The organism is Streptomyces sp. CNH287 (assembly GCF_000424825.1).
Genome location: NZ_KE384251.1, coordinates 665,136 through 685,509, shown reverse-complemented (window position 1 = coordinate 685,509; position 20,374 = coordinate 665,136). Strand labels below are relative to the sequence as shown.

Annotated in this window: 17 protein-coding genes and 1 tRNA gene; 13 read left to right on the top strand and 5 right to left on the bottom strand. The window is 73.9% G+C overall.

Annotation, left to right across the window (positions count from 1 at the left end):
• Positions 1-15: 15 nt before the first annotated feature.
• Positions 16-207: a hypothetical protein gene (locus tag H299_RS0126895; protein ID WP_027750942.1), complete on the bottom strand. Its 192-nt coding sequence runs from the start codon at positions 205-207 to the stop codon at positions 16-18.
• A 20-nt stretch (positions 208-227) separates the two neighbouring features.
• Between H299_RS0126895 and H299_RS0126890 the strand changes: the two genes are divergently transcribed.
• Positions 228-1,271 carry a P1 family peptidase gene (locus H299_RS0126890; protein ID WP_027750941.1) on the top strand — a complete coding sequence of 348 codons (1,044 nt, stop codon included), beginning with the start codon at positions 228-230 and terminating at the stop codon, positions 1,269-1,271.
• A gap of 94 nt (positions 1,272-1,365) precedes the next feature.
• Here H299_RS0126890 and H299_RS0126885 read toward each other — a convergent pair whose 3' ends face one another.
• On the bottom strand, positions 1,366-2,385 hold the full coding sequence (locus tag H299_RS0126885) for a sigma-70 family RNA polymerase sigma factor (protein ID WP_027750940.1): 1,020 nt from the start codon (positions 2,383-2,385) through the stop codon (positions 1,366-1,368).
• Between the two features lie 176 nt (positions 2,386-2,561).
• On the opposite strand from H299_RS0126885, the gene H299_RS0126880 reads away from it, so the two are divergent.
• The 6 genes from H299_RS0126880 (at position 2,562) to H299_RS0126855 (ending at position 8,719) form a co-directional block, all read left to right on the top strand.
• A complete protein-coding gene (locus H299_RS0126880; protein ID WP_037760628.1) occupies positions 2,562-3,098 on the top strand; it encodes a GNAT family N-acetyltransferase in 537 nt (178 codons plus the stop codon).
• Between the two features lie 225 nt (positions 3,099-3,323).
• Positions 3,324-3,989 (top strand): TetR/AcrR family transcriptional regulator, encoded by a 666-nt coding sequence (locus tag H299_RS0126875; protein ID WP_027750938.1) that lies wholly within the window; start codon positions 3,324-3,326, stop codon positions 3,987-3,989.
• 291 nt (positions 3,990-4,280) lie between these two features.
• Positions 4,281-5,804 carry an MFS transporter gene (locus H299_RS0126870; RefSeq protein WP_027750937.1) on the top strand — a complete coding sequence of 508 codons (1,524 nt, stop codon included), beginning with the start codon at positions 4,281-4,283 and terminating at the stop codon, positions 5,802-5,804.
• Positions 5,805-6,148: 344 nt separating this feature from the next.
• Positions 6,149-6,781, top strand: coding sequence for an NAD(P)H:quinone oxidoreductase (gene wrbA, locus H299_RS0126865; protein ID WP_027750936.1), 633 nt, complete (start codon positions 6,149-6,151; stop codon positions 6,779-6,781).
• A 72-nt stretch (positions 6,782-6,853) separates the two neighbouring features.
• A complete protein-coding gene (locus H299_RS0126860) occupies positions 6,854-8,254 on the top strand; it encodes an FAD-dependent oxidoreductase (RefSeq protein ID WP_037760624.1) in 1,401 nt (466 codons plus the stop codon).
• Positions 8,255-8,338: 84 nt separating this feature from the next.
• The gene (locus H299_RS0126855; RefSeq protein WP_027750934.1) at positions 8,339-8,719 is read left to right on the top strand and encodes an RNA-binding S4 domain-containing protein; all 381 of its coding nucleotides are present in this window, start codon (positions 8,339-8,341) and stop codon (positions 8,717-8,719) included.
• 97 nt (positions 8,720-8,816) lie between these two features.
• Here H299_RS0126855 and H299_RS0126850 read toward each other — a convergent pair whose 3' ends face one another.
• Together H299_RS0126850 and H299_RS36500 are read right to left on the bottom strand one after the other, a co-directional pair.
• Positions 8,817-9,671, bottom strand: a complete 855-nt coding sequence (locus H299_RS0126850) for a class I SAM-dependent methyltransferase (RefSeq protein ID WP_078513095.1) — start codon at positions 9,669-9,671, stop codon at positions 8,817-8,819.
• Positions 9,661-10,266: a VanZ family protein gene (locus H299_RS36500; RefSeq protein WP_486587435.1), complete on the bottom strand. Its 606-nt coding sequence runs from the start codon at positions 10,264-10,266 to the stop codon at positions 9,661-9,663. The genes H299_RS0126850 and H299_RS36500 overlap by 11 nt, the downstream gene beginning before the upstream one ends.
• Before the next feature lie 285 nt (positions 10,267-10,551).
• Between H299_RS36500 and H299_RS0126840 the strand changes: the two genes are divergently transcribed.
• The 3 genes from H299_RS0126840 to H299_RS36495 all read left to right on the top strand — a co-directional run bounded on the left by H299_RS0126840 (position 10,552) and on the right by H299_RS36495 (position 14,652).
• Entirely contained in the window at positions 10,552-12,363 is a 1,812-nt protein-coding gene (locus tag H299_RS0126840; RefSeq protein WP_027750932.1) for a glycoside hydrolase family 3 protein, read from the top strand.
• Between the two features lie 74 nt (positions 12,364-12,437).
• Positions 12,438-12,644, top strand: coding sequence for a hypothetical protein (locus H299_RS0126835; protein ID WP_027750931.1), 207 nt, complete (start codon positions 12,438-12,440; stop codon positions 12,642-12,644).
• A 127-nt stretch (positions 12,645-12,771) separates the two neighbouring features.
• A complete protein-coding gene (locus H299_RS36495) occupies positions 12,772-14,652 on the top strand; it encodes a hypothetical protein (RefSeq protein ID WP_486587434.1) in 1,881 nt (626 codons plus the stop codon).
• A 57-nt stretch (positions 14,653-14,709) separates the two neighbouring features.
• On the opposite strand, the gene H299_RS36490 is transcribed toward H299_RS36495, so the two are convergent.
• A complete protein-coding gene (locus H299_RS36490; RefSeq protein WP_486587433.1) occupies positions 14,710-17,244 on the bottom strand; it encodes an ATP-binding protein in 2,535 nt (844 codons plus the stop codon).
• A gap of 284 nt (positions 17,245-17,528) precedes the next feature.
• Here H299_RS36490 and H299_RS0126820 point away from each other — a divergent pair, with 284 nt between their 5' ends.
• From H299_RS0126820 to H299_RS0126810, 3 genes are all read left to right on the top strand, one after another.
• Positions 17,529-18,803, top strand: coding sequence for an FAD-binding protein (locus H299_RS0126820; RefSeq protein WP_051262873.1), 1,275 nt, complete (start codon positions 17,529-17,531; stop codon positions 18,801-18,803).
• Between the two features lie 51 nt (positions 18,804-18,854).
• Complete coding sequence (locus tag H299_RS0126815; protein ID WP_027750929.1) at positions 18,855-19,859, top strand: hypothetical protein; 1,005 nt, start codon at positions 18,855-18,857, stop codon at positions 19,857-19,859.
• Positions 19,860-20,031: 172 nt separating this feature from the next.
• Positions 20,032-20,104: transfer RNA gene (locus H299_RS0126810), tRNA-Arg, on the top strand.
• Positions 20,105-20,374: the final 270 nt, after the last annotated feature.

The following is a 20,374-nucleotide window of genomic DNA, read 5'->3' as shown; positions in this document are numbered from 1 at the left end:
CGCGCCCGGGCCGAGTCAGAGGTGGTGCGGGGGCTTCTCGTCCAGGAAGCGGGCCAGGTCGGCCGCCGAGCCGTCACCGCTCTCGGCCGGCCGCTCGCCCCAGCCGCCGTCGCCGGACTGCCCCCACAGCTGCGCGCTCTGGGCGGACTGCTGGCTCAGCGGGTCGTCGAAGATCAGCTGTTCGGACGGCTCCGGGCTGGTGCTCATGCCTCCAGGGTACGGGCACCATGGCCGTCATGGACTCCCTCACGGATGTAGCGGGCCTGCTGGTGGGCCACGCCCAGCGGACCGAGGACGGCTGGCTGACCGGTACGACGGTGGTGCTCGCGCCCGAGGGCGGCGCGGTGACGGCGGTCGACGTACGCGGCGGCGGGCCCGGCACCCGCGAGACCGACGCGCTCGACCCGCGCAACCTGGTGCAGCGCGTCGAGGCGGTGGTGCTCACCGGCGGCAGCGCGTTCGGACTGGACGCGGCCTCCGGGGTGATGGAGTGGCTGGAGGAGCGCGGCCGTGGCTTCGCGGTCGGTCCCGACCCGGCGCAGGTGGTGCCGGTGGTCCCGGCGGCCGGGCTCTTCGACCTCGGCCGCGGCGGCGACTGGCGCGCCCGCCCCGGCCCCGCGCTGGGCCGGGAGGCCGCCGAGCGGGCCGCCGATGGCGCGGTGGCCGCCGTGCCACAGGGCAACGTCGGCGCCGGTACGGGCGCGGTGACCGACGGGCTCAAGGGGGGTGTGGGCTCCGCCGCCACCACCCTCCCCTCGGGTGTGACGGTGGGCGCGCTGGCCGTGGTGAACGCGACGGGGTCCGTGCTGGACCCGGAAACGGGGGTGCTCTACGGCGAGTTGTGGGAGTCCGGCGGCACCTACACGCCCTCCGCCGCCCGCCACACCGAGGCCCGGCGGCGCCTGGCGGCGGCCCGCGAGGAGTCCGCGCGACGGTCGGCGGGCTCCGTCCTGCCGCCGCTGAACACCACACTGGCGGTTGTGGGGACGGACGCCGTGCTGAGCCGGGCGCAGGCGCAGAAGCTCGCGGGCACCGCGCATGACGGGCTGGCGCGCGCCGTGCGCCCTGTGCACCTGCTGAACGACGGGGACACCGTCTTCACCCTGGCCACGGGCGAGCAGCCGGTGGACGGCCCGGCGTTCAACGAACTGCTGGCCGCGGGCGCGGACCTGCTCACCCGCGCCGTGGTGCGCGGCGTGCTGACGGCGGAGGGGGTGGACGGCCCGGGCGGGGTCTTCCCCGCCTACCGCGACCTCTACGGCTGGCGCTGAACGGCCGCGGCCGGCAGGGGCGACCGGGCTGGCTCACGCCCACTGAGCCGACTGGGCCGACTCGACCGGCTGGGCGGCCGGGGCGCCCGGGCCGTCAGGCCGCCGCGTCGAACCCGGTGTCGCGGGCGAGCTTCTTCAGCTCCAGCAGCGCGTGCTTCTCGATCTGCCGGATGCGCTCCCGCGTCAGCCCGTGCTGCTTGCCGACCTCGGTGAGCGTGCGCTCCCGGCCGTCCTCCATGCCGTAGCGCGCCTTGATGATCGAGGCCGTACGCGGGTCGAGCCGCCCGATCATGCCGTCCAGCTCCTCGCGGCGCAGCAGCGTCATCACCGACTGCTCCGGCGAGGCGGCCGAGGTGTCCTCCAGCAAGTCGCCGAACTGGGTCTCCCCCTCGTCGTCCACCGACATGTTGAGGCTGACCGGGTCGCGGGCCCAGTCCAGGACGTCGCCCACGCGCTCCGGGGTGGAGCCCAGCTCCGCGGCGATCTCCGTGTGCTCCGGGTCCCGCCCGTGCTCGCGGTTGAACTCCCGCTGCACGCGCCGGATACGGCCCAGCTCCTCCACCAGGTGGACGGGCAGCCGGATCGTACGGGACTGGTCGGCGATGGAGCGGGTGATGGCCTGCCGAATCCACCACGTCGCGTACGTGGAGAACTTGAAGCCCTTCTGGTAGTCGAACTTCTCGACCGCGCGGACGAGGCCGGCGTTCCCCTCCTGGATCAAGTCCAGCAGCGGGAGGCCGCTGCGCGGATACCGGCGGGCCACGGCGACGACCAGCCGCAGGTTCGACCGGATGAAGACGTCCTTCGCCTGCTCGCCGCGGGCGACGACCGCCTCCAACTCGGCGCGGTCGGCGGAAGCGCTCGGCGAGTCGGCGGCCGGGCTCTCCTCCGCTCCGTCGAGTATCCGGCGGGCGTAGACGCCCGCCTCGATGTCGAGCGACAGCTCGACCTCCTTCGCCGCGTCGAGCAGCGGTGTGCGGGCGATCTCGTCGAGGTACATGCCGACCAGATCGCGGTCCGCTACTTCTCCGCCGCTCGTGGGGCGAGCGCTCCTGGCCGAGTCAGCGGCACCGGTAGTGGCAGCCTGACGACGGGCGACGGCACGGGTTGCCATGCGTGCTCCCTTGCGTGGTCTACGAACTGGTCGGTGGCTGGAGCGGACTCTCAGTCCTCTGGTCGAGTGCCCGCATCCGATGGAAACAACGAGGGGAAACCGGACAGAATTCCCACAAGGCGCATCATTTTTGAGATCATGCAGTATCCTGCGCCGCCACCCACCGGGGGAGATCAATGACAGACAGTGCGGAGATACAGGTCAGAGCGGCCGACGAGAGCGACCTCAAGGCACTGACCAGCATCTACAACCACTACGTACGCGAGTCACCGGTCACCTTCGACCTCGAACCCTTCACCCCCGAAGAGCGCCGCCCATGGCTGCTCTCCTACCGTGAAGACGGACCGCACCGCCTCATGGTTGCCTCGGCGGCCCCGCCGGACGGCTCGGCCGACGGCCGCCGCCGCGTCGTCGGCTACGCGCACAGCGGGCGCTTCCGGCCGAAGGCCGCGTACGACACCTCCGTGGAATGCACGGTCTACGTCGCCCCGCACGAGGGCGGCCGCGGCATCGGCACGCTCCTCTACGAGCGCCTTTTCGAGGCCCTGGAGGGCGAGGACCTGCATCGCGCCTACGCCGGCATCACCGTCCCCAACGAGGCGTCCGTCCGCCTCCACCGCCGCTTCGGCTTCGAGCTGTGCGGCACGTACGGGCAGGCGGGCCGCAAGTTCGGGCGCTACCACGACGTGCAGCGGTTCGAGAAGGTGCTGTAGAGCTGCCCACGATGCTGTGGCACGCCTCACAGGGCCGGCCGCCCGCACCCGGGCAGCGCCGCCCCTCCCGCCCGCGGGCGATGCAATCGTGACGTGAGTCACAGGTATCAACGAAATATCCGGGGACTGCGTCCTCGTTTACACAGGCGTTCGACAGAAACGGGGAGCCATTCCCCGGAACGCACGCCGCAGGAAACGAGTCTTCGGAGAGGAGCGTGGCAGCCCATGACCGCACCGGCCGGCCCCCGTACCGCAGGGCAGCCGCGGCTGCGCGCGGACGCCGTGCGCAACCGCGAGCGGATCATGGAAGCCGCGCGCGAGGCGTTCGTGCAGTTCGGCCCCGACGTCCCGCTCGACGAGATCGCGCGGGACGCGGGGGTCGGAAACGCCACGCTCTACCGGCACTTCCCGGACCGCGACTCACTCATCCAGCAGGTCGTCCTGGCCCTGATGGACCAGATCTCGGGGCGGGCCGAGGCCGCGTACGCGGAGGTGCCGGACGCGTTCGAGGCGCTGTCCCGTTTCGTCTTCGAGGCGGCGGACCAGCGGGTCGGCGCGCTCTGCCCCGTCCTGACCCACCACATGGACCGGAACGATCCACAGATCCTCGCAGCACGAAATCGACTGGAAGACGCCGCCACCCGTCTGATGGAGTGTGCACAGCGGGCCGGTCAGCTGCGAGCAGACGTCGGTTTCGGTGATCTCATCGTCGCGATCACCCAGCTGGCACGCCCCCTGCCGGGCACCGGCTGCACCGAGATTCAGCGCTTCGTGCACCGTCACCTCAAGATCTTCCTCGACGGGCTGCGCGCGCCGGGCAGATCGAGTCTCACCGGGAGCGCGGCCACCTTCGACGACCTGAGGAGCACCGTGCCCGCCCACCGCGCGTGACGCCCGGCTCACCCCTGGGCAAGCGGCCCCGGCCGCCCGAGGCGTCCCGCCTTCCCGCCCGGAACAGCCCGTTCGTGACCACCAGCCTGAACCAGCCTGAACCGACCCGAGTCAACCAGCCTGAGACAGCCAGCCTGATGAGACAGCCGGCCTGAAGCGCTCGCAGACAGTCCGACCGATGAGTTCCACCGGTGCGGCCGGTCAGTGGTGCCGGGAAGCCGGTCAGGCCCCAGTCACCCCCCGTCCTTTTCTCCGTTATTTCGACATTCGCACCGTGAGGTAGCTACACCCATGTCCGAATCTGCCGGCTCGCTCGACCCGAGGCGCTGGAAAGCGCTCACCTTCATCGCGATAGCCCAGCTGATGGTCGTCCTCGACGCGACCATCGTGAACATCGCCCTCCCCTCCGCCCAGACGGACCTCGGCATCTCCGACGGCAACCGCCAGTGGGTCATCACGGCGTACGCCCTCGCCTTCGGCGGGCTGCTCCTCTTCGGCGGCCGTATCGCCGACCTGTGGGGCCGTAAGAAGACCTTCGTCACCGGCCTCATCGGCTTCGCCGCCGCCTCCGCGCTCGGCGGCGCGGCCGTCGAGCCGTGGATGATGTTCGGCTCGCGCGCCCTCCAGGGCGTCTTCGGCGCCCTGCTCGCCCCGGCCGCGCTCTCGCTGCTCGCCGTGATGTTCACCGAGCCCAAGGAGCGGGCCAAGGCGTTCGGCATCTACGGCGCCATCGCCGGTGGTGGCGGTGCCGTGGGCCTGATCCTGGGCGGCGTGCTCACCGAGTACCTGAACTGGCGCTGGACCTTCTTCGTCAACATCCCGTTCGCCGTCGTCGCCGCGCTCGGCGCGCTGGCGGTCATCCACGAGCCCTCCTCGGCCCGCAACCGCTCCTCGCTCGACATCCCCGGTGTGATCCTCTCCACCCTCGGACTGGTCTCGCTGGTCTACGGCTTCACCCGCGCCGAGTCCGAGGGCTGGTCCGACGGCGGCACCATCGGCATGTTCATCACCTCCGTCGTGCTGCTGGCCGCCTTCGCGTACGTCGAGTCCCGGGTGAAGGCGCCGCTGCTGCCGCTGCGCGTGATCACCGACCGCAACCGCGGCGGCATCTACCTCTCGCTCGGCCTGGCGATCATCGCGATGTTCGGGCTGTTCCTGTTCCTGACGTACTACCTCCAGATCGTCCAGGGGTACTCGCCGGTGAAGACCGGCTTCGCCTTCCTGCCGATGATCACCGGCATGATCGTGGGCTCGACCCAGATCGGCGCCCGCCTCATGACCCGCGTCCCGGCGCGGCTGCTGATGGGCCCCGGCTTCCTGGTCGGCGCGCTCGGCATGCTGATGCTGACCCAGCTGGAGATGGACAGCTCCTTCACCACGCTGATCCTGCCCGCCCAGCTGCTGCTCGGGCTCGGCATGGGCACGGCCTTCATGCCCGCCATGTCGCTCGCGACGCTGGGCGTCAAGCCGCAGGACTCGGGTGTCGCCTCCGCCATGGTCAACACCTCGCAGCAGGTCGGCGGCGCCATCGGCACCGCGCTGCTGAACACCATCGCCGCCAGCGCCACCACGGCGTACGTCGCCGACCACGCCGCCGGCGCCCGCTCGGAGGGCGCCCGGCACCTGGTCGAGCTCCAGGGCATGGTCGAGGGCTACACCACGGCCATCTGGTGGGCCGTGGGCATCCTGGTGGTCTCCTCGCTGATCGCGGGCTTCCTGATCAACGGGGACGGCCGGACGGGCAGCACAGACGCCGCCGAGGGTCCCGAGGGCCAGGCCAAGCAGGACGAGCCGGTCCTGGTGGCCATGCACTGACGCGCTGATGCACTGTTGCACTGACGTGCTGATCGTGCGCTGATCACCGACCCGGAGCCGTACGCGCGGGGGGCCTGTCGCCCCTCGCCGGCAGGCCCGAGGCGCGAGCCCGTCACTTCACGGGGAGTGACGGGCTCGCGCGTGTCCGGACCCGGTTTCCGTCCGCCCCTCCCAAGGCTGTCCCGTAACTCCCGGCGGGCGCCACCAGCCCACCAGGCCGGCTCCCTCCTCCGCCGGGGACACGAGGCCGCCTGCCGCCGCTCCCTCATCCACCAGGAACTACGGCACAGCCCTTAGCCTCGATTCGTCCGGCCGACGCCGAAGGGAACGAGGAGCCACCCCCCATGAGCACCGCCACCCCCACCACCCCCGTCCGCCTCGCGGTCATCTACTACTCCGCGACCGGCACCAACGCCGCCGTCGCCCGCGAGATCGCCGAAACCGCCGAACGCGCCGGGGCCGAGGTCCGGCTGCGCCGGGTCACCGAACTGGCGCCGCAGGCGGCCATCGACTCCAACCCGGCCTGGGCCGAGAACGCCCGCGCGACCGCGGGCATCCCCGAGGCCGTCCCGGAGGACATGGAGTGGGCCGAAGCAGTGGTCTTCGGCACCCCGACCCGCTTCGGGAACGTGACCTCGCAGCTCAAGCAGTTCCTCGATCAGCTCGGCGGGCTGTGGCAGCAGGGCCGGCTCGCCGACAAGGTCTACAGCGGCTTCACCTCCTCGGCCACCCTGCACGGCGGCCAGGAGTCGACCCTCCTCGCGCTCTACCACACCGTCCACCACTTCGGCGGCATCCTCGTCGCTCCCGGCTACACGGACGCCTCGAAGTTCACGGACGGGAACCCGTACGGCACCTCGCATGTCGACGCCCAGGGCGAGAACCCGGTCAACGACACGACGCTCAAGGCCGCGCGCGTACAGGCGGAGCGCGTCGTACGGGTCGCCGCCGCGCTCAAGGCGGGTGGCGTCGCGTAGCCACCGGGCGGGGCGGGTGCACCGCCGAAGCCGCGCCGTGCCAGCCTGTGGCGGAGCGAAGGGAGCACAAGGATGGCGGCAGCGCGGCGCATGGTGGTCATCGGGGGCGACGCGGCAGGCATGTCGGCCGCCTCACAGGCCCGCAGGCTCAGCACACCCGGGGAGCGCGAGATCATCGCCTTCGAGCGGGGCGGCTTCACCTCGTACTCGGCGTGCGGGATTCCGTACTGGATCGGCGGCGAGGTGGCCGGGCGGGACGAGCTGATCGCCCGTACGCCCGAGGAGCACCGGCGGCGCGGCATCGACCTGCGCCTGCACACCGAGGTGACCGAGATCGACCTGGCCGGCCAGCGCGTCCGCACGGCAGGGGCCGGGAGCGGGGCCGGGGACGGAAGCTGGACCGGCTTCGACGAGCTGGTCATCGCGACCGGCGCCCGCCCCGTACACCCGCCGCTGCCCGGCATGGACGCCCCCGGCGTGCACGGCGTGCAGACGCTCGACGACGGCCAGGCGCTGCTGGAGACCCTGGAGCGCGGCGAACCCGGCTCCGCGCGCGAGGCGGTGGTGGTCGGCGCGGGCTACATCGGCGTCGAGATGTCCGAGGCACTGGCCCGGCGCGGCTACACCGTCACCGTGCTGACCCGCGGCGCCCAGCCGATGGCGACGCTCGACCCCGACATGGGGGCGCTCGTACGCGAGGCGATGCGGGGCCTCGGCATCCGGGTCGAGACCGGCACGGAGGTGACCGGCGTGCTTACCGACCCCGCAGGGCGGGCCCGCGCGGTGGTCACCGCGGACGGTGGCACCTACCCTGCCGACGTGGTGGTGCTCGGCATGGGCGTACGCCCGCAGACCGCGCTCGCCGAGGCGGCGGGGCTGCCGCTGGGCCCGCACGGCGGCCTGCTGACGGACATCTCCCTGCGGGTGCGCGGGCAGCACAACGTCTGGGCGGGCGGCGACTGCGTCGAGGTGCTCGACCTCGTCGCGGGCGGCACCCGGCACATGCCGCTCGGCACCCACGCCAACAAGCACGGCCAGATCATCGGCACCAACGTGGGCGGCGGTTACGCCACCTTCCCCGGCGTCGTCGGCACGGCGGTCAGCAAGGTCTGCGACCTGGAGATCGCCCGTACGGGGCTGCTGGAGCGCCAGGCCACCGCCGCCGGGCTGCGCTTCGTGACGGCCACCATCGAGTCGACGAGCCGCGCGGGCTACTACCCCGGGGCCGCGCCCATGCACGTGAAGATGCTCGCCGAGCTGCGTACGGGGCGGCTGCTGGGCGTGCAGATCGTCGGCCGGGAGGGGGCGGCGAAACGGGTGGACGTCGCGGCGGTGGCCCTGACGGCGGGGATGACGGCCGAGCAGCTGACCGCGCTGGACCTGGGCTACGCACCGCCGTTCTCACCGGTGTGGGACCCGGTCCTGATCGCCGCCCGGAAGACGGTGGCGGCCCTGCGCGCGCAGCCGGCGTAGGGGACGGCCGCGATGCGCCACGGCTTCGCGCCCCGGGCCGAAAACCGCGAGCCAGGCCGACCGGCCGCCTCCTAGAATCGGCGTATGGCTTCCCACGAGGCACCGACGAGCGTCCGGGTCGACAGCTGGATCTGGTCCGTGCGGCTGACCAAGACCCGGTCGATGGCCGCCGCCGCCTGCCGGGCGGGGCACGTACGGGTCAACGGCGAGCGCGTCAAGCCCGCCCAGGCGGTGCGCGAGGGTGACGAGATCCGGCTGCGGCACGCGGGGCGCGAGCGGATCGTGGTCGTCTCGCGGCTCGTACGGAAGCGGGTCGGGGCCCCCGTCGCCGCCGAGTGCCTGATCGACAAGAGCCCGCCGCCGCCCCCGCCCGAGACCGCTGCGGTGGTCCCGGTCCGGGACCGCGGCGCGGGGCGGCCGACGAAGCGGGACCGCCGCGAGCTGGACCGCCTGCGCGAGCTGTGACGCCCGGGGCGGGTCGGACGACGAGGCGGTTCGGCCGGGCGGACGGACCGGCAGGTTGGCGGGTTGACGAGCTGGCGGGTTGACGCGGGCGGGCGGCTCAGGCGGCGTGTCCCACCAGGGTCGCGACCCGCAGGTGCTCCGTGAAGCTGTCGCCCGGCGGCAGCGCGCGCCGCACCCGGGCGGCGAACTCCGGTCGCTCCCGCGGCCCCGGCAGGTCGGCGGCCGACATCGCGGAGTAGACCCCGCCGATGAGCGCCTCGAAGTCCAGCTCCTCGCGGTACTCCACGACCGTCTCCCGCACCTGGGTGAACCCGGCGGCCCGCAGCGCGTCCGCGTACACCGCCCGCTCCTGTGCGCCGGTGCCGCAGGACGCCTTCAGTTCGGTGCCGAAGTGCTCCTCCAGGCAGCCGCGCAGCGCGGCCGACCAGTCGCTGTCCTGCTGCCACAGCGGTGCGCCGTTGGCGATGACCGCGACGCCCCCGCCCGTCCGGCACAGCGGGCGGAGCCGGGCGAAGAGCGACTCGTGCCGCATCCAGTGGAGCGCCTGCCCGATCACCGTCAGCGCCAGGGACCGCGGCCCCAACAGCCCGCCGAGGGCGGGCAGATCGCCGTCGCCGCCCAGTACCCAGGTGGCGTTCCGTACGTCCTGGGTGGCGGCGGCGCGGGCGGCCAGGGCGAGCATGTCCGGTTCCGGGTCCATGCCGATGACGGAACCGGCCCGGGCGGCCAGCGGCACGGCGAGCTGGCCCGTGCCGCAGCCGAGGTCGAGCACCGTGTCCTGCGGACCGAGGGCGAACTCGGCCTGGAGCGCGTCGAGTACCGAGGGCGGGTAGCCGCGCCGGAACGCGGCGTAGTAGGCCGCGACCTCGCCGCTGAAACCCAGCCCGCCACTGCCGCTGCCCTCGCCCGTGCCACTGCCGCCGTCACTGCCCTTGCCACCGTCACTGCCCATGGCGGCCACGATGGCCGTCCGGGGCGGCCGGGGGAAGGTCCCCGTACGGCTGATCGCTCAGGGCGGAAGGCCCGGCGGGCGCGGCCCGCCTGCGGTGCCACCAGTGGCGGCGGCGCGGATGCACAGCACGGCCCAGCCTGCGGCCGAGCAGCAGGTAGCCGAGGGCGGCGCCGGCGGTGTTGAGGAGGATGTCGTCGATGTCGAAGGCCCGCCCGGTCACCAGGGTGCCCTGCACCAGCTCGACCAGCAGCATGACGAGCGCGGTCGCGCCCGCCGACCGCAGCAGCCCGCGGGTCTGCGGGGCCATGACCGGCAGCAGTATCCCGAACGGCACGCCCAGCAAGACGTTCCCGCCCAGCTGCCGCAGGCTGTCGGCCGGGGAGTCCAGAGCGAGGTACTCGCGGAGGGAGTCGCCCGGGCGCAGGTTGGTGTGCGTCAGCGACTCGGACGCGGACGAGGGTTGCAGGGTCGCCTGGGCCAGATAGTCGGCGAAGACGATCATGGCGGCGAAGGCCAGCAGCATCACCAGCGCCCGTACGAGCGGGGACGCCGGGGCGCGGGGCGGCGCCTGTCTGCGGGAGGGGTTCGATCGCACGCGCAGTCACCCCCGGGGGTGTCGTGGGCCGGTGGGCCGTGAGTCGGGTGAGCTTGCGCACGTGTACCCGCGCGCGGCGGCCTCACGCTCCGGTCGCAGTCGCGAAGTACCGTTCCTCCACCACTGGACTGGACCACTAAAGTCCCGCGCGGCATCTGGCTCATCACGCGTCACGCTGCGACGATGTGGCCTTCCCCGCGTGCGAACGGTCTCCCTGAACCCCCCACAGGTTCCGCCCATCCGGCCGTTGCGGCCATCCCCTTGTGACATGTGAGGTGCGTTCCGATGCAGCAGCCCACTCGCAGACAGGCCCTGACCGGCGCGGCCGGCGCCGCGGCAGGTCTCGGGATCGCCGGGGCCGGCGGCGCCGCCGCGAGCGGCACCGGCGCCGACGGCCCGTTCGGCAGCGCGGCGGCCGAGCGGCGGAGGGTGCACGGCCTCCTGCGCCGGATGTCGCTGGAGGAGAAGGTCGGCCAGCTGTTCGTGGTCGAGGTGTACGGCCAGGGCGTGCACACCGCGCACGCCAGGAACCGCACGCTGTACGGCGTGGACACGCCCGCCGAGATACTGGCCAAGTACCGTCCGGGCGGCGTGATCTACTTCGACGCCCGCCGCGGCCCGGACAACGTGCGAGACCCCCGGCAGACCGCCCGGCTCTCCAACGGCCTCCAGCGCGAGAGCCGCGTCCCGCTGATCATCTCCACCGATCAGGAGGGCGGCAGCGTCGTCTACCGCCTCACCGAGCCCGCCACCATGCTGCCCGGCAACATGGCGCTGGCGGCCACCCGTTCGACCCGGGACACCTACGACGCGGCCCGCGTCCTCGGCACCGAACTGGCCGCCGTCGGCATCAACCAGAACTACGCGCCGGTCGCGGACGTCAACATCAACCCGGCCAACCCGGTCATCGGCGTCCGCTCCTTCGGCTCCGACCCGGACCTGTGCTCCGCCCTGGTCACCGCCGCCGTACGGGGCTACCACCGCGGCGGGGTGGCCAGCGCCGCCAAGCACTTCCCCGGCCACGGCGACACGGACACCGACTCGCACTACGGCCTGCCCGTGATCAAGCACACGCGGACGGAGCTGGAGCGGATCGACCTGCCGCCGTTCCGCGCCGCGATCGAGCGCGGCGTGGACACGATCATGACGGCCCACATCGTGGTGCCCGCCCTGGACCCGACCGAGGTCCCGGCCACCATGTCGCACCCCATCGTCACCGGCGTGCTCCGCGACGAACTGGGCTTCGACGGCCTCATCGTCACCGACGCGCTGGACATGCAGGGCGCCTCGGGCGAGTTCCCGCCCGACGTCGCCCCGGTCCGCGCGCTGGAGGCGGGCTGCGACCAGCTGGTGCTGGCGCCCGAGACGGACGTCGCCATGGCGGCCGTACTGGCGGCCGTACGGTCGGGGCGGCTCACCGAGGAGCGCATCGACGAGTCGGTGGTGCGGGTGCTGACGCACAAGCTGCGCCGCGGCCTGTTCCCCTTCCCGTACGTCAGCGAGTCGCGGGCCGCGCGGACGGTGGGCAAGCGCGCGCACCGGTCCGACGCCCGCCGGATCACCGAGCGCACGCTGACCCTGGTGCGGAACGAGGGCTTGCTGCCGCTGGCCCCGTCCACCGCCCGCTCCGTGCTGGTCACCGGCTGGGACGCGAAGGTGACCGGCGCCCTGGCCGAGGCGATCGGCACCCGCGGCGGCCAGACCGCCCAGGCCCTGGAGTCCGGCGCCGTGCCGACCGCCGCCCGGATCGACGCGGCGGTGGCGGCGGCCGGCGGGAAGGACCTGGTCGTGGTCTCGGCGAACGCCGCCGCAGCGGGCAAGGAGGGCGGCGCCGCGCAGGCCGCGCTCGTCCGGGCGCTGCTGGCGACGGGCACGCCGGTGGTGGTCGCGGCGGTGCGGAACCCGTACGACATCCGGCGCTTCCCCGAGGTGACCGCCTACCTGGCGAGCTACTCGTACGGGCGGCCCTCGCTGGACGCGCTCGTCGGCGCGCTCTACGGGGAGGTGACGCCCGGCGGCAAGCTGCCGGTCGCCGTCCCCGCGCTGGACGACCCGGCACAGATCCTCTACCCCTTCGGGCACGGGCTCGGCTACTGACGCCGACCCCGACACCGACACCGACGACAGCGCCGACGCCAGCGCCGGGGCCGCGCGGGCGGATACTCGTAGGCATGGCGGAACGAGAGGCTGAGGAGCGGGCGGGCGAGAAGGCCGCGGGCGGTGGGGACGCGCCCGCGGCCCCGCCCCCCGCGGCGGCGGGCGGCGGCGACCCGGCCTGCTGGCTGGACCGGGTGTGCCCGGAGTGCGGCGGGCTGACGGACGACGTCCCGCCGCCCGTACGCTGCCCGCGCTGCGGCTCGCCGCTCACCGAGGGCTGACACCCGCCGACCGGTCCCCTGGCGTCCCGCCACGGCGGGTAGCATCACGCTGCGCCGCGGCGCGTACGGGAGCTGCCGCCGGAGCGTCAGGGGTCGGGGCCGGAGTGTCGAGGGGGAGCCGGGCCAGGTGGCGGACCAGGTGACGGGCGCGGTACGGCTGAGGGTGCCCGTCGGACGGGACGCGGCCCGCTGGGTGACCCGGAGCGGCTGCCGCCGCGTGCTCCTCGTCGTGCACAACGTGACCTCCGCGACCCGGCTGCTGGACGTCCTGCCGCTGCTCCGCGACGACCTGCGGCTCCAGCTGCTGGCCACCTGCACCGGGTCCTCCCCCTTCCTGGCCGGAGTGCCGGAGCTGCTCACGGCGGCGGGACTCCCCGTACTTCCCTGGGAACAGGCGACGGCCATCGAGGTCGACCTCGCGATATCCGCCAGTTACGGGGGCGAACTCGACCGGATACAGGGTGACTTGGCCGTGCTGTCGCACGGGGTTGGCTACAATAAGAGGCTGGCGACACCGGACACCGGACACCGGACACCGGACACCGGACGTCCGGCGGCGCCCGCTCCCGTCTTCGGCCTGGCCCCCGACTGGCTGCTGCACGAAGGACGCCCCCTCGCCGCCGCCACCGTCCTCTCCCACCCCGAGCAGCTCGTACGGCTGCGCGCCGCCTGCCCCGAGGCCGCGCCGAGCGCCGTACTCGCCGGGGACCCGTGCTACGACCGCATACTGGCAGCCCGTTCCCGGCGTGACCGCTTCCGGCGGGCGCTCGGGGTGGCCGACGGGCAGCGGCTGATCGTCGTCAACTCGACCTGGTCCACCCGCTCCCTCTTCGGCAACGCACCCGTCGAGGACCCTGGCGAGGACCTCGAAGACGGCCCCTACGGCGCCGACCCGCTCCCCGCGCTGCTCCCCCGGCTGACGGCCGAACTGCCCGCCGACGAGTACCGGACGGCCGCCGTCCTGCACCCCAACATCTGGTACGGGCACGGCCACGGCCAGGTCCGTGCCTGGCTGGACCGGGCCCGCCGGGCGGGTCTGACCCTCATCGACCCGCTCGAAGGCTGGCGGCAGGCCCTGATCGCGGCGGACTGCGTCCTGGGCGACCACAGCAGCGTCACCTTCTACGCGGCGGCCCTGGGCACGCCCGTCCTGCTCGGCGCCTTCCCGGACGCCGACCTCGACCCCGCCTCCCCGGTCGCCGCCCTGGGCCGCACCGCGCCCAGGCTGCGCGGCGGCCGGCCGCTGCGCGTCCAGCTCGACCGCGCCATGGCCGAGCACACCCCCGGCCGGTACGCGGCGCTCACCGCGCAGACCACCTCCGCCCCCGGCCGCTCCGCCCCGCTCCTGCGCCGCGCCTTCTACGACCTGATCGGCATCCCGGAACCCGCCGACTCCCCGGCGCTCCTGGACCGGCTGCCGCTCCCGCCCTACGAACCGGCCGCGCGCACCGCGCCCGTACGGGTCCTCACCCGCCTACTGGGCACCGCGCCGCCGGAGGTCGCCGTCACCCGGTACGCGGACGCGGCGTACGAGCCGGAGGACGCCCGCCCCGACGGCGGCGGAGCCGACGAGGCCGCCGACGGCGCGCACACGGTGGTGCACGAGGACACCCTCGACCCGGCCCTGCTCGAACTCGCCGACGTCATCACGCAGTACGCGGCGCCCGACGACCCGCGCCTCGGGCCGCCCGCCGCCTGGACTGCCGAGACGCTCGCCCGGCATCCGCACTGCGGGCTCGCGGTGTACGTGACCGCGCCGGACCGGTGCACCGTACGCACCCGCGACGGCGCCCTGCTGCGGCTCACGGCCGCGCCGTACGGGGCGGATGCGCGGTACGGCCGGGCGGACCTGTGCGACCCGGCCGCGTACGCCTCCGCGCTGCACGCCTGGACCGGCGGCGGCGGTACACCGGACGGCGCGGCGCCGGGCCTGGTCGTACGGACGGGCGCCGCGCTGCACCGGGTCACCGTCGAGCGGCTGGAGCCGCGGGGGGCACCCGGGGCGTGACGCGCGGGCCGGACAGGCGCGGCGACGCGGCCTGTCCGGCCCGCAGTTGACGCTGCCTCAAGCAGCTCCGCCCGCCTCGCCCTGTACGACGCCCAGTTCGCCCAGCCGGGCCTCGATCCGGGCGACCGCCCGCCCCGCACCCGCGTCCGCGTACAGGCGCAGGGCGCGGCGCAACCGCCGTACCTCGTCGGCCGGTTCGCCCAGTGCGCGGGCGCAGCGCGCGGACAGCTCGGCCGCGTCCGCCTGCTGGAGTGCGGCGCCTTCGCGGTCCATGGTGGCGAGGGCCTCGTCGAGGAAGTCCCGTGCGGCGGCCGGGTCACCGGCGCTCAGCCGGGTCTCGCCCATGCTCATCCGCACCCGTCCTTCGTTGTACGCGTCGGGCTCGGCGAGTTCGCGGAAGAGCGCGAGGGCGGTGTGCAGTTGCCCGAGCGCGTCCGCGTACCGCCCCTGGCCGCGCAGCGCCCGGCCGAGATGGTGGGCGAGGAGGGCGAGCCCGCGCGGCACGTCGCGGGCGCCGTCCTCGCCGGGGGCGATCTCCAGCAGCGTCCGCCGGGCCTCCCGGAAGCACTCCGCCGCCTCCTCGTACCGCCACTGGGCGAGGCGCAGCAGGCCCAGCGACTCCACGGCGGTGGCCCGGCCACGGCGGTGCCCGGCGGCCTCGTCCGCCGCCGCGGCCTCGGTCAGCGCGGCCTCGGCTTCGGCCTTGCGGTCCGATCCCAGGTAGGCAAAGGCGAGTTGGGCCAGCATGCGACCCTCCGCCCGCCGGTCCCCGAACTCCTGCGCGCAGCGGCGGGCCGCCGCCACGCCGCGCAGGTGCGTGGCCACCCACTGCTCGTGGAAGCCGAGCCGCAGGTGCAGCCCCCACGACGCCTCGCACAGTTGCCACAGGGCCTCGTCGAACCCGTACGCCTCCGCCGCCCGCACCGCCGAGGCGAGGTTCTCCCGCTCGCGGCGCAGTTCCTCCAGCGCGGCGCGGCCCTCCCCCGCCACCGGCCGCCGGTCGGCGGAGAGTTGGGCGAAGGCCGGGCCGAGGCGCCAGCGGCCGGGGATGACCCGCAGGTCGGCGGCGGCGGCGAAGCGCAGGTACCAGGTGACGGTGCGGCGCACGGCAGCCGCGATGCCCGCCTGCCCGTCCTCGGCCCGGGCGCGCTCCTCCGCGTGCCGCCGTACGACGTCGTGGAAGCGGTAGCGCTCCTCGGCCACCTCCTCCAACAGGTGTACCCCGGCCAGCTCTTCGAGGAGCGGACGGACCTCCCCCTCGGCCAGGTCGGCGGTGCGGGCCGCCGCGCCGACGCCCGTCTCGGGCCAGGGCCAGGCGCCCAGCAGACGGTAGAGGCGGGCGGCGGGGGCGCTCAGCTCGCGGTAGGACAGGTCGGTGCTCAGACTCGCCGCGTCCGCGCTCCCGGCGTCCGCCACCCCGGCCCCCTCCGCCCCGTCCGGCCCGGCCCGCTGCGCCTGCTCGGCCCGTTCGGCCCGTTCGGCGAACTGCCGCTCCAGCGTCTCCCAGCTGAGGTGTTCCCGTACGGCGACGCGGGAACCCGTCTCGCACAGGGCGAGCGGGACCCCGCCGCACCGGGCCGCGACCGCGCTCGCGCGGGCCTGCTGGCCGGCCACCCGCCCCGCACCCGCGACGCGGGTGAGCAGGCGCAGGGAATCGGCCCGGGAGAGCGGGCCGAGGACGAGGGGGTGGGCGCCGTAGTCGCGGACCAGCTCCGGCAGCCGGTAGCGGCTGGTGACCAGCGTGAGCGAGCCGGGACCGGCGGGCAGCAGCGGGCGCACCTGGGCGGCCGAATGGGCGTTGTCCAGGACGACCACGAGGCGGCGGCGGGCCGTCAGTTCGCGGTAGAGGTCCGCCTGCGCCTCGGCGCCGGGAGGGACCCGGTCGGCCGGGACGCCGAGGCGGTGCAGGAAGCGGACGAGGACCTCGGACGGGGACAGGGCGGTGGCGGCGGAGGTACCGCGCAGGTCCGTGTGCAGGTCGCCGTCGGGGAAGCGGGCCGCGAGGGAGCGGGCGCAGTGGACGGCGAACGCGGTCTTGCCGATGCCGCCGGGGCCGACCAGCGTGACGACCGTCGGGGGCGGGCCGCCGGGTGCCGTGCCAGGGGAGCCGGGGTAGTCGTCCGGCGGGGCGTCGCCTTGGAGGCTGTCGTCCGGCGGGCCGTCGAGGAGCGCGGTGATCTCGTCCCGCGCCGCGTCGCGGTCGGTGAACGCCGCCGTGCCGGGCGGCAGCATCTGCGGACGGGAGGCTCCGGGCGCCACCGCGAGGCGGTCGTCCGGCTGCGCCAGCTGCGCCGTCTCCTGGAGCCAGCGGAGCAGTTCGCGGGCGAAGCCGGGCTCGTGGCGGGCGTGGGCGACGAGCCGTGCGGCCAGCTCCCGGCGCTCGCCGACGGTGCCCGGGGCGCCCACAGCCCCCTCGTCGCCCGGCTCCGTGCCGGCTGGTGCACCGGGGTCGTCGCCGTGCCGCATCCGCCGTGCCAGCCCGGCCAGCGCCTCCGAGCTGCGCCGCCCCATCTCCCCGGCGGCGCCCGTGAGGACACCGTTCGTGGCGGTGTCCACCGCGCCGAGCACGGACGCCATCGTCAACGCATCCACCGGCCTGGCCCCTCGTCAACTGCTCCAACTCGCCTACGTGGTCACGCTATCGGCCCGCCCGTACGAGCGCCGCCCCTTCCGGCCACCCGCCACCCGCCCGCCGCACCGTGCCGCGCGGGGAACCGGCGCCGGGCTCGACTACGCGTGCACTCGGCCTCTTCCTCCCTGCGCGTCCTGCGTGTTCTGTGCGCTCTGTCACTAAGCCGTTCGATTCCGTCACGAAGTGGGCAGGGTCGGTCCGCCGGGTACGTCCGCCGGCGCACCGGTACCCGGAAGGACAAGCCATGAGCGAGCCCGAAAGACACCGCGACGCCGCACCAGGACTGCTCAACTGGGCAGGGAACGTCACCTTCTCCACCAGCGCGCCCCAGCGGCCCGGCTCACTTGACGCGCTACGCGCGTTGATCGCGGACAGCCGCCACGTACGGGTGCTGGGCACCGGCCACTCCTTCAACACCCTCGCCGACGCCGACGGCCCGGACGGCACCCTCGTCTCGCTCGCCGCCCTGCCCACCGCCCTCGACGTCGACACGACGGCACGCACCGTACGGGTCGCGGGCGAGGTCCGTTACACGGAGCTGGCGGACCACCTCCACCGGCGCGGCCTCGCCCTGGCCAACCTGGCCTCGCTCGCGCACATCTCCGTCGCGGGCTCGGTCGCCACCGGCACCCACGGCTCGGGGAACACCCTCCCGCCCCTGCACGCCGCCGTACGCACCCTGGAACTGATCACCGCCGACGGCTCCCCGCTCACCCTCCACCGGGGCGACGAGGGCTTCGACGGCGCCGTGGTCTCGCTGGGCGCGCTCGGCGTCGTCACCGCGCTGACCCTCGACGTGGAACCCGCCTACCAGGTCAGCCAGCACGTCTTCACCGGCCTGCCGCTGGCCGCCCTCGACTTCGAGGCGGTCAGCGCGGCGGCGTACAGCGTGAGCCTCTTCACCGACTGGCGCGGCCCGCACCTCACCCAGGTCTGGTTCAAGCAGCGCGGCGACGGCCCGCCGCCCGACCTCCCGTACGCCACCCCCGCCACCACCCACCTGCACCCCCTGCCCGGCCTCCCCGCACGCGACTGCACCCCGCAGCGGGGCGAGCCGGGCCCCTGGCACGAACGGCTGCCGCACTTCCGCGCGGGCCTCACCCCCAGCAGCGGCGACGGACTGCACTCCGAGTACCTGCTCCCGCGCGCCGACGCCACAGCTGCCCTGCACCTCCTGCACTCCCTGCGGGAGGTGCTCGCGCCCGCCGTCCTGCTCTCGGAGATCCGCACGGTCGCCGCCGACACCCAGTGGCTGAGCCCCGCGTACGGGCGCGACACCGTGGCCTTCCACTTCACCTGGGTGCCGGACACGGCGGCGGTCCTCCCGGTGGTCGCCCTCGTCGAGGAGCACCTCGCGCCGTTCGGGCCCCGACCCCACTGGGCGAAGATCTCCGCCGTCCCCTCCGCCACCCTGCACGCCCGCTACCCCCGCCTCCCCGACTTCACCGACCTCGCCAACCGGCTCGACCCGGCGTCCAAGTTCCGCAACGCCTTCCTGCACCGCCTCCTCACCCCCTGACCACCGCCTCCCCTTGCCCCCACCACCGCCCGGGTCCCCTAAAGTTGGCGGATGCCGGAGCAGACATCACCCCCGCCGCGGATCGGGTCGCCCGCGTGGGCCCGGGAACTCACGGACCTCGGACTGGACCGGCAGGAGGCCGACCTCGACGCGGATGCGGTGCTGGCGAAGGCGCACGCCCACGGCGAGTTCAACCCGCACCAAGTGCACCTCTTCGGGACCGACGCCGAGATCGCCGTCGACTGGGTTCTGCTGCATCAGAAGTTCCCGTCCTACGGGGTCCTGATGTACCTGCGCATGTACTGGTCGTCCGGTGACCACACGCTACGGGCCTGGATCGTGCGCCAGTTCGCCGCGATGCTGCTGCACGGCCCGGCCCCGGTGACCGACTCGGCCGCGTACGGACTGTGGACCGACTACTTCCCCTCACCGGAAGCACCGCAGGTCTTCACGGCTCTGACCCGCCAGCTGCCGCAGTCCCACTGGGACCGCCTGATCAGCGGCGCCGGTCCGGTGCCCTGGGACGCCAAGCACCAGGCGTTCCAGCAGGCGGCCGAGATCCCGGCACTGCATCCCGCGCTCGCGAGGGGCATCGCGGGATCGTTCTACGACGTGTACGGCGACGTCGACGCCGTGGACGCGGCCGAGCTCCTCGACCGGCTCACGCTCGCGGACGAAAGCCTGACGGCGGCCCTGGCCGAGGCCACCACGCAGCCGCTGCGGCTGCGGTCCGGATCAGCGGTGATCGTCGACGAGTCCGCGCCGGGGTGGCAGCACCCGGGGAGCTTCCTGCTGCGCGCGGCGGTGCTCAGCCCGCGAAGCCGGTGGGTACGTCAGTCCGAGCTGGTGTCCGACGGCCGGGTCTACGGCCGCCTGGCGCACTGGGACTTCCCCTTCGACCCGGCGAAGACCGCGCACCGCGTCGCGCCCGCACCCGAACCGGAGGGGCGGGTCGTCCTCTTCCGGGTCGAGGGCCCACCCGAACACGCTGACCTGCTGACGGGCCGCGACCTCGAAGCCTGGCCCCCGGGCCTGCGCGAACACCTCACCCCCTGAGAGCCGGACCCCCACGTTCCCCCACCGCCTGCACACCCGTACGCCCAGCACCCCACCCGCTACACTGGCGGCGGCGAGCAGACCCTCACGGGTCGACCGCCACAGCCTGCCCAAAACACGCCAAACCCGACTCTTTCCACACTGCCGGTTTTGACACTTTGGACAGCTCCCCGCCTCCGTAGCTCAGGGGATAGAGCACCGCTCTCCTAAAGCGGGTGTCGCAGGTTCGAATCCTGCCGGGGGCACAGCACGTAAGCACAGGTGAGACACCCAATGCGGCCCCTCCCGAGGAAGGGGCCGCATTGGGCGGCTGACGCCACATAGACGCCACATGGCCCTGGTAACCCGTTCGGACGCCCCTTGAAATGATCACCACCTGGGCCGAGATGCGTGCGTAGAGTGGCAGGCAAGAGAGGCTAGGGACTCTCGTGCGCGAAGCAATAGAGGAAGGCCGCCTCCCTCTATTGCACCGACGCCGACCGCGAGGGTGCAGTGAGGCCGGAACCAATGGTGAT

Coding starts and splice junctions, on each gene's coding strand:
- H299_RS0126885 (WP_027750940.1), bottom strand. CDS start 2,385: ATGGCAACCCGTGCCGTCGCCCGTCGTCAGGCTGCCACTACCGGTGCC.
- H299_RS0126820 (WP_051262873.1), top strand. CDS start 17,529: ATGAGCGAGCCCGAAAGACACCGCGACGCCGCACCAGGACTGCTCAAC.
- H299_RS0126840 (WP_027750932.1), top strand. CDS start 10,552: ATGCAGCAGCCCACTCGCAGACAGGCCCTGACCGGCGCGGCCGGCGCC.
- H299_RS0126835 (WP_027750931.1), top strand. CDS start 12,438: ATGGCGGAACGAGAGGCTGAGGAGCGGGCGGGCGAGAAGGCCGCGGGC.
- H299_RS0126895 (WP_027750942.1), bottom strand. CDS start 207: ATGAGCACCAGCCCGGAGCCGTCCGAACAGCTGATCTTCGACGACCCG.
- H299_RS0126875 (WP_027750938.1), top strand. CDS start 3,324: ATGACCGCACCGGCCGGCCCCCGTACCGCAGGGCAGCCGCGGCTGCGC.
- wrbA (WP_027750936.1), top strand. CDS start 6,149: ATGAGCACCGCCACCCCCACCACCCCCGTCCGCCTCGCGGTCATCTAC.
- H299_RS0126860 (WP_037760624.1), top strand. CDS start 6,854: ATGGCGGCAGCGCGGCGCATGGTGGTCATCGGGGGCGACGCGGCAGGC.
- H299_RS0126850 (WP_078513095.1), bottom strand. CDS start 9,671: ATGGGCAGTGACGGTGGCAAGGGCAGTGACGGCGGCAGTGGCACGGGC.
- H299_RS0126890 (WP_027750941.1), top strand. CDS start 228: ATGGCCGTCATGGACTCCCTCACGGATGTAGCGGGCCTGCTGGTGGGC.
- H299_RS0126855 (WP_027750934.1), top strand. CDS start 8,339: ATGGCTTCCCACGAGGCACCGACGAGCGTCCGGGTCGACAGCTGGATC.
- H299_RS0126880 (WP_037760628.1), top strand. CDS start 2,562: ATGACAGACAGTGCGGAGATACAGGTCAGAGCGGCCGACGAGAGCGAC.
- H299_RS0126870 (WP_027750937.1), top strand. CDS start 4,281: ATGTCCGAATCTGCCGGCTCGCTCGACCCGAGGCGCTGGAAAGCGCTC.
- H299_RS0126815 (WP_027750929.1), top strand. CDS start 18,855: ATGCCGGAGCAGACATCACCCCCGCCGCGGATCGGGTCGCCCGCGTGG.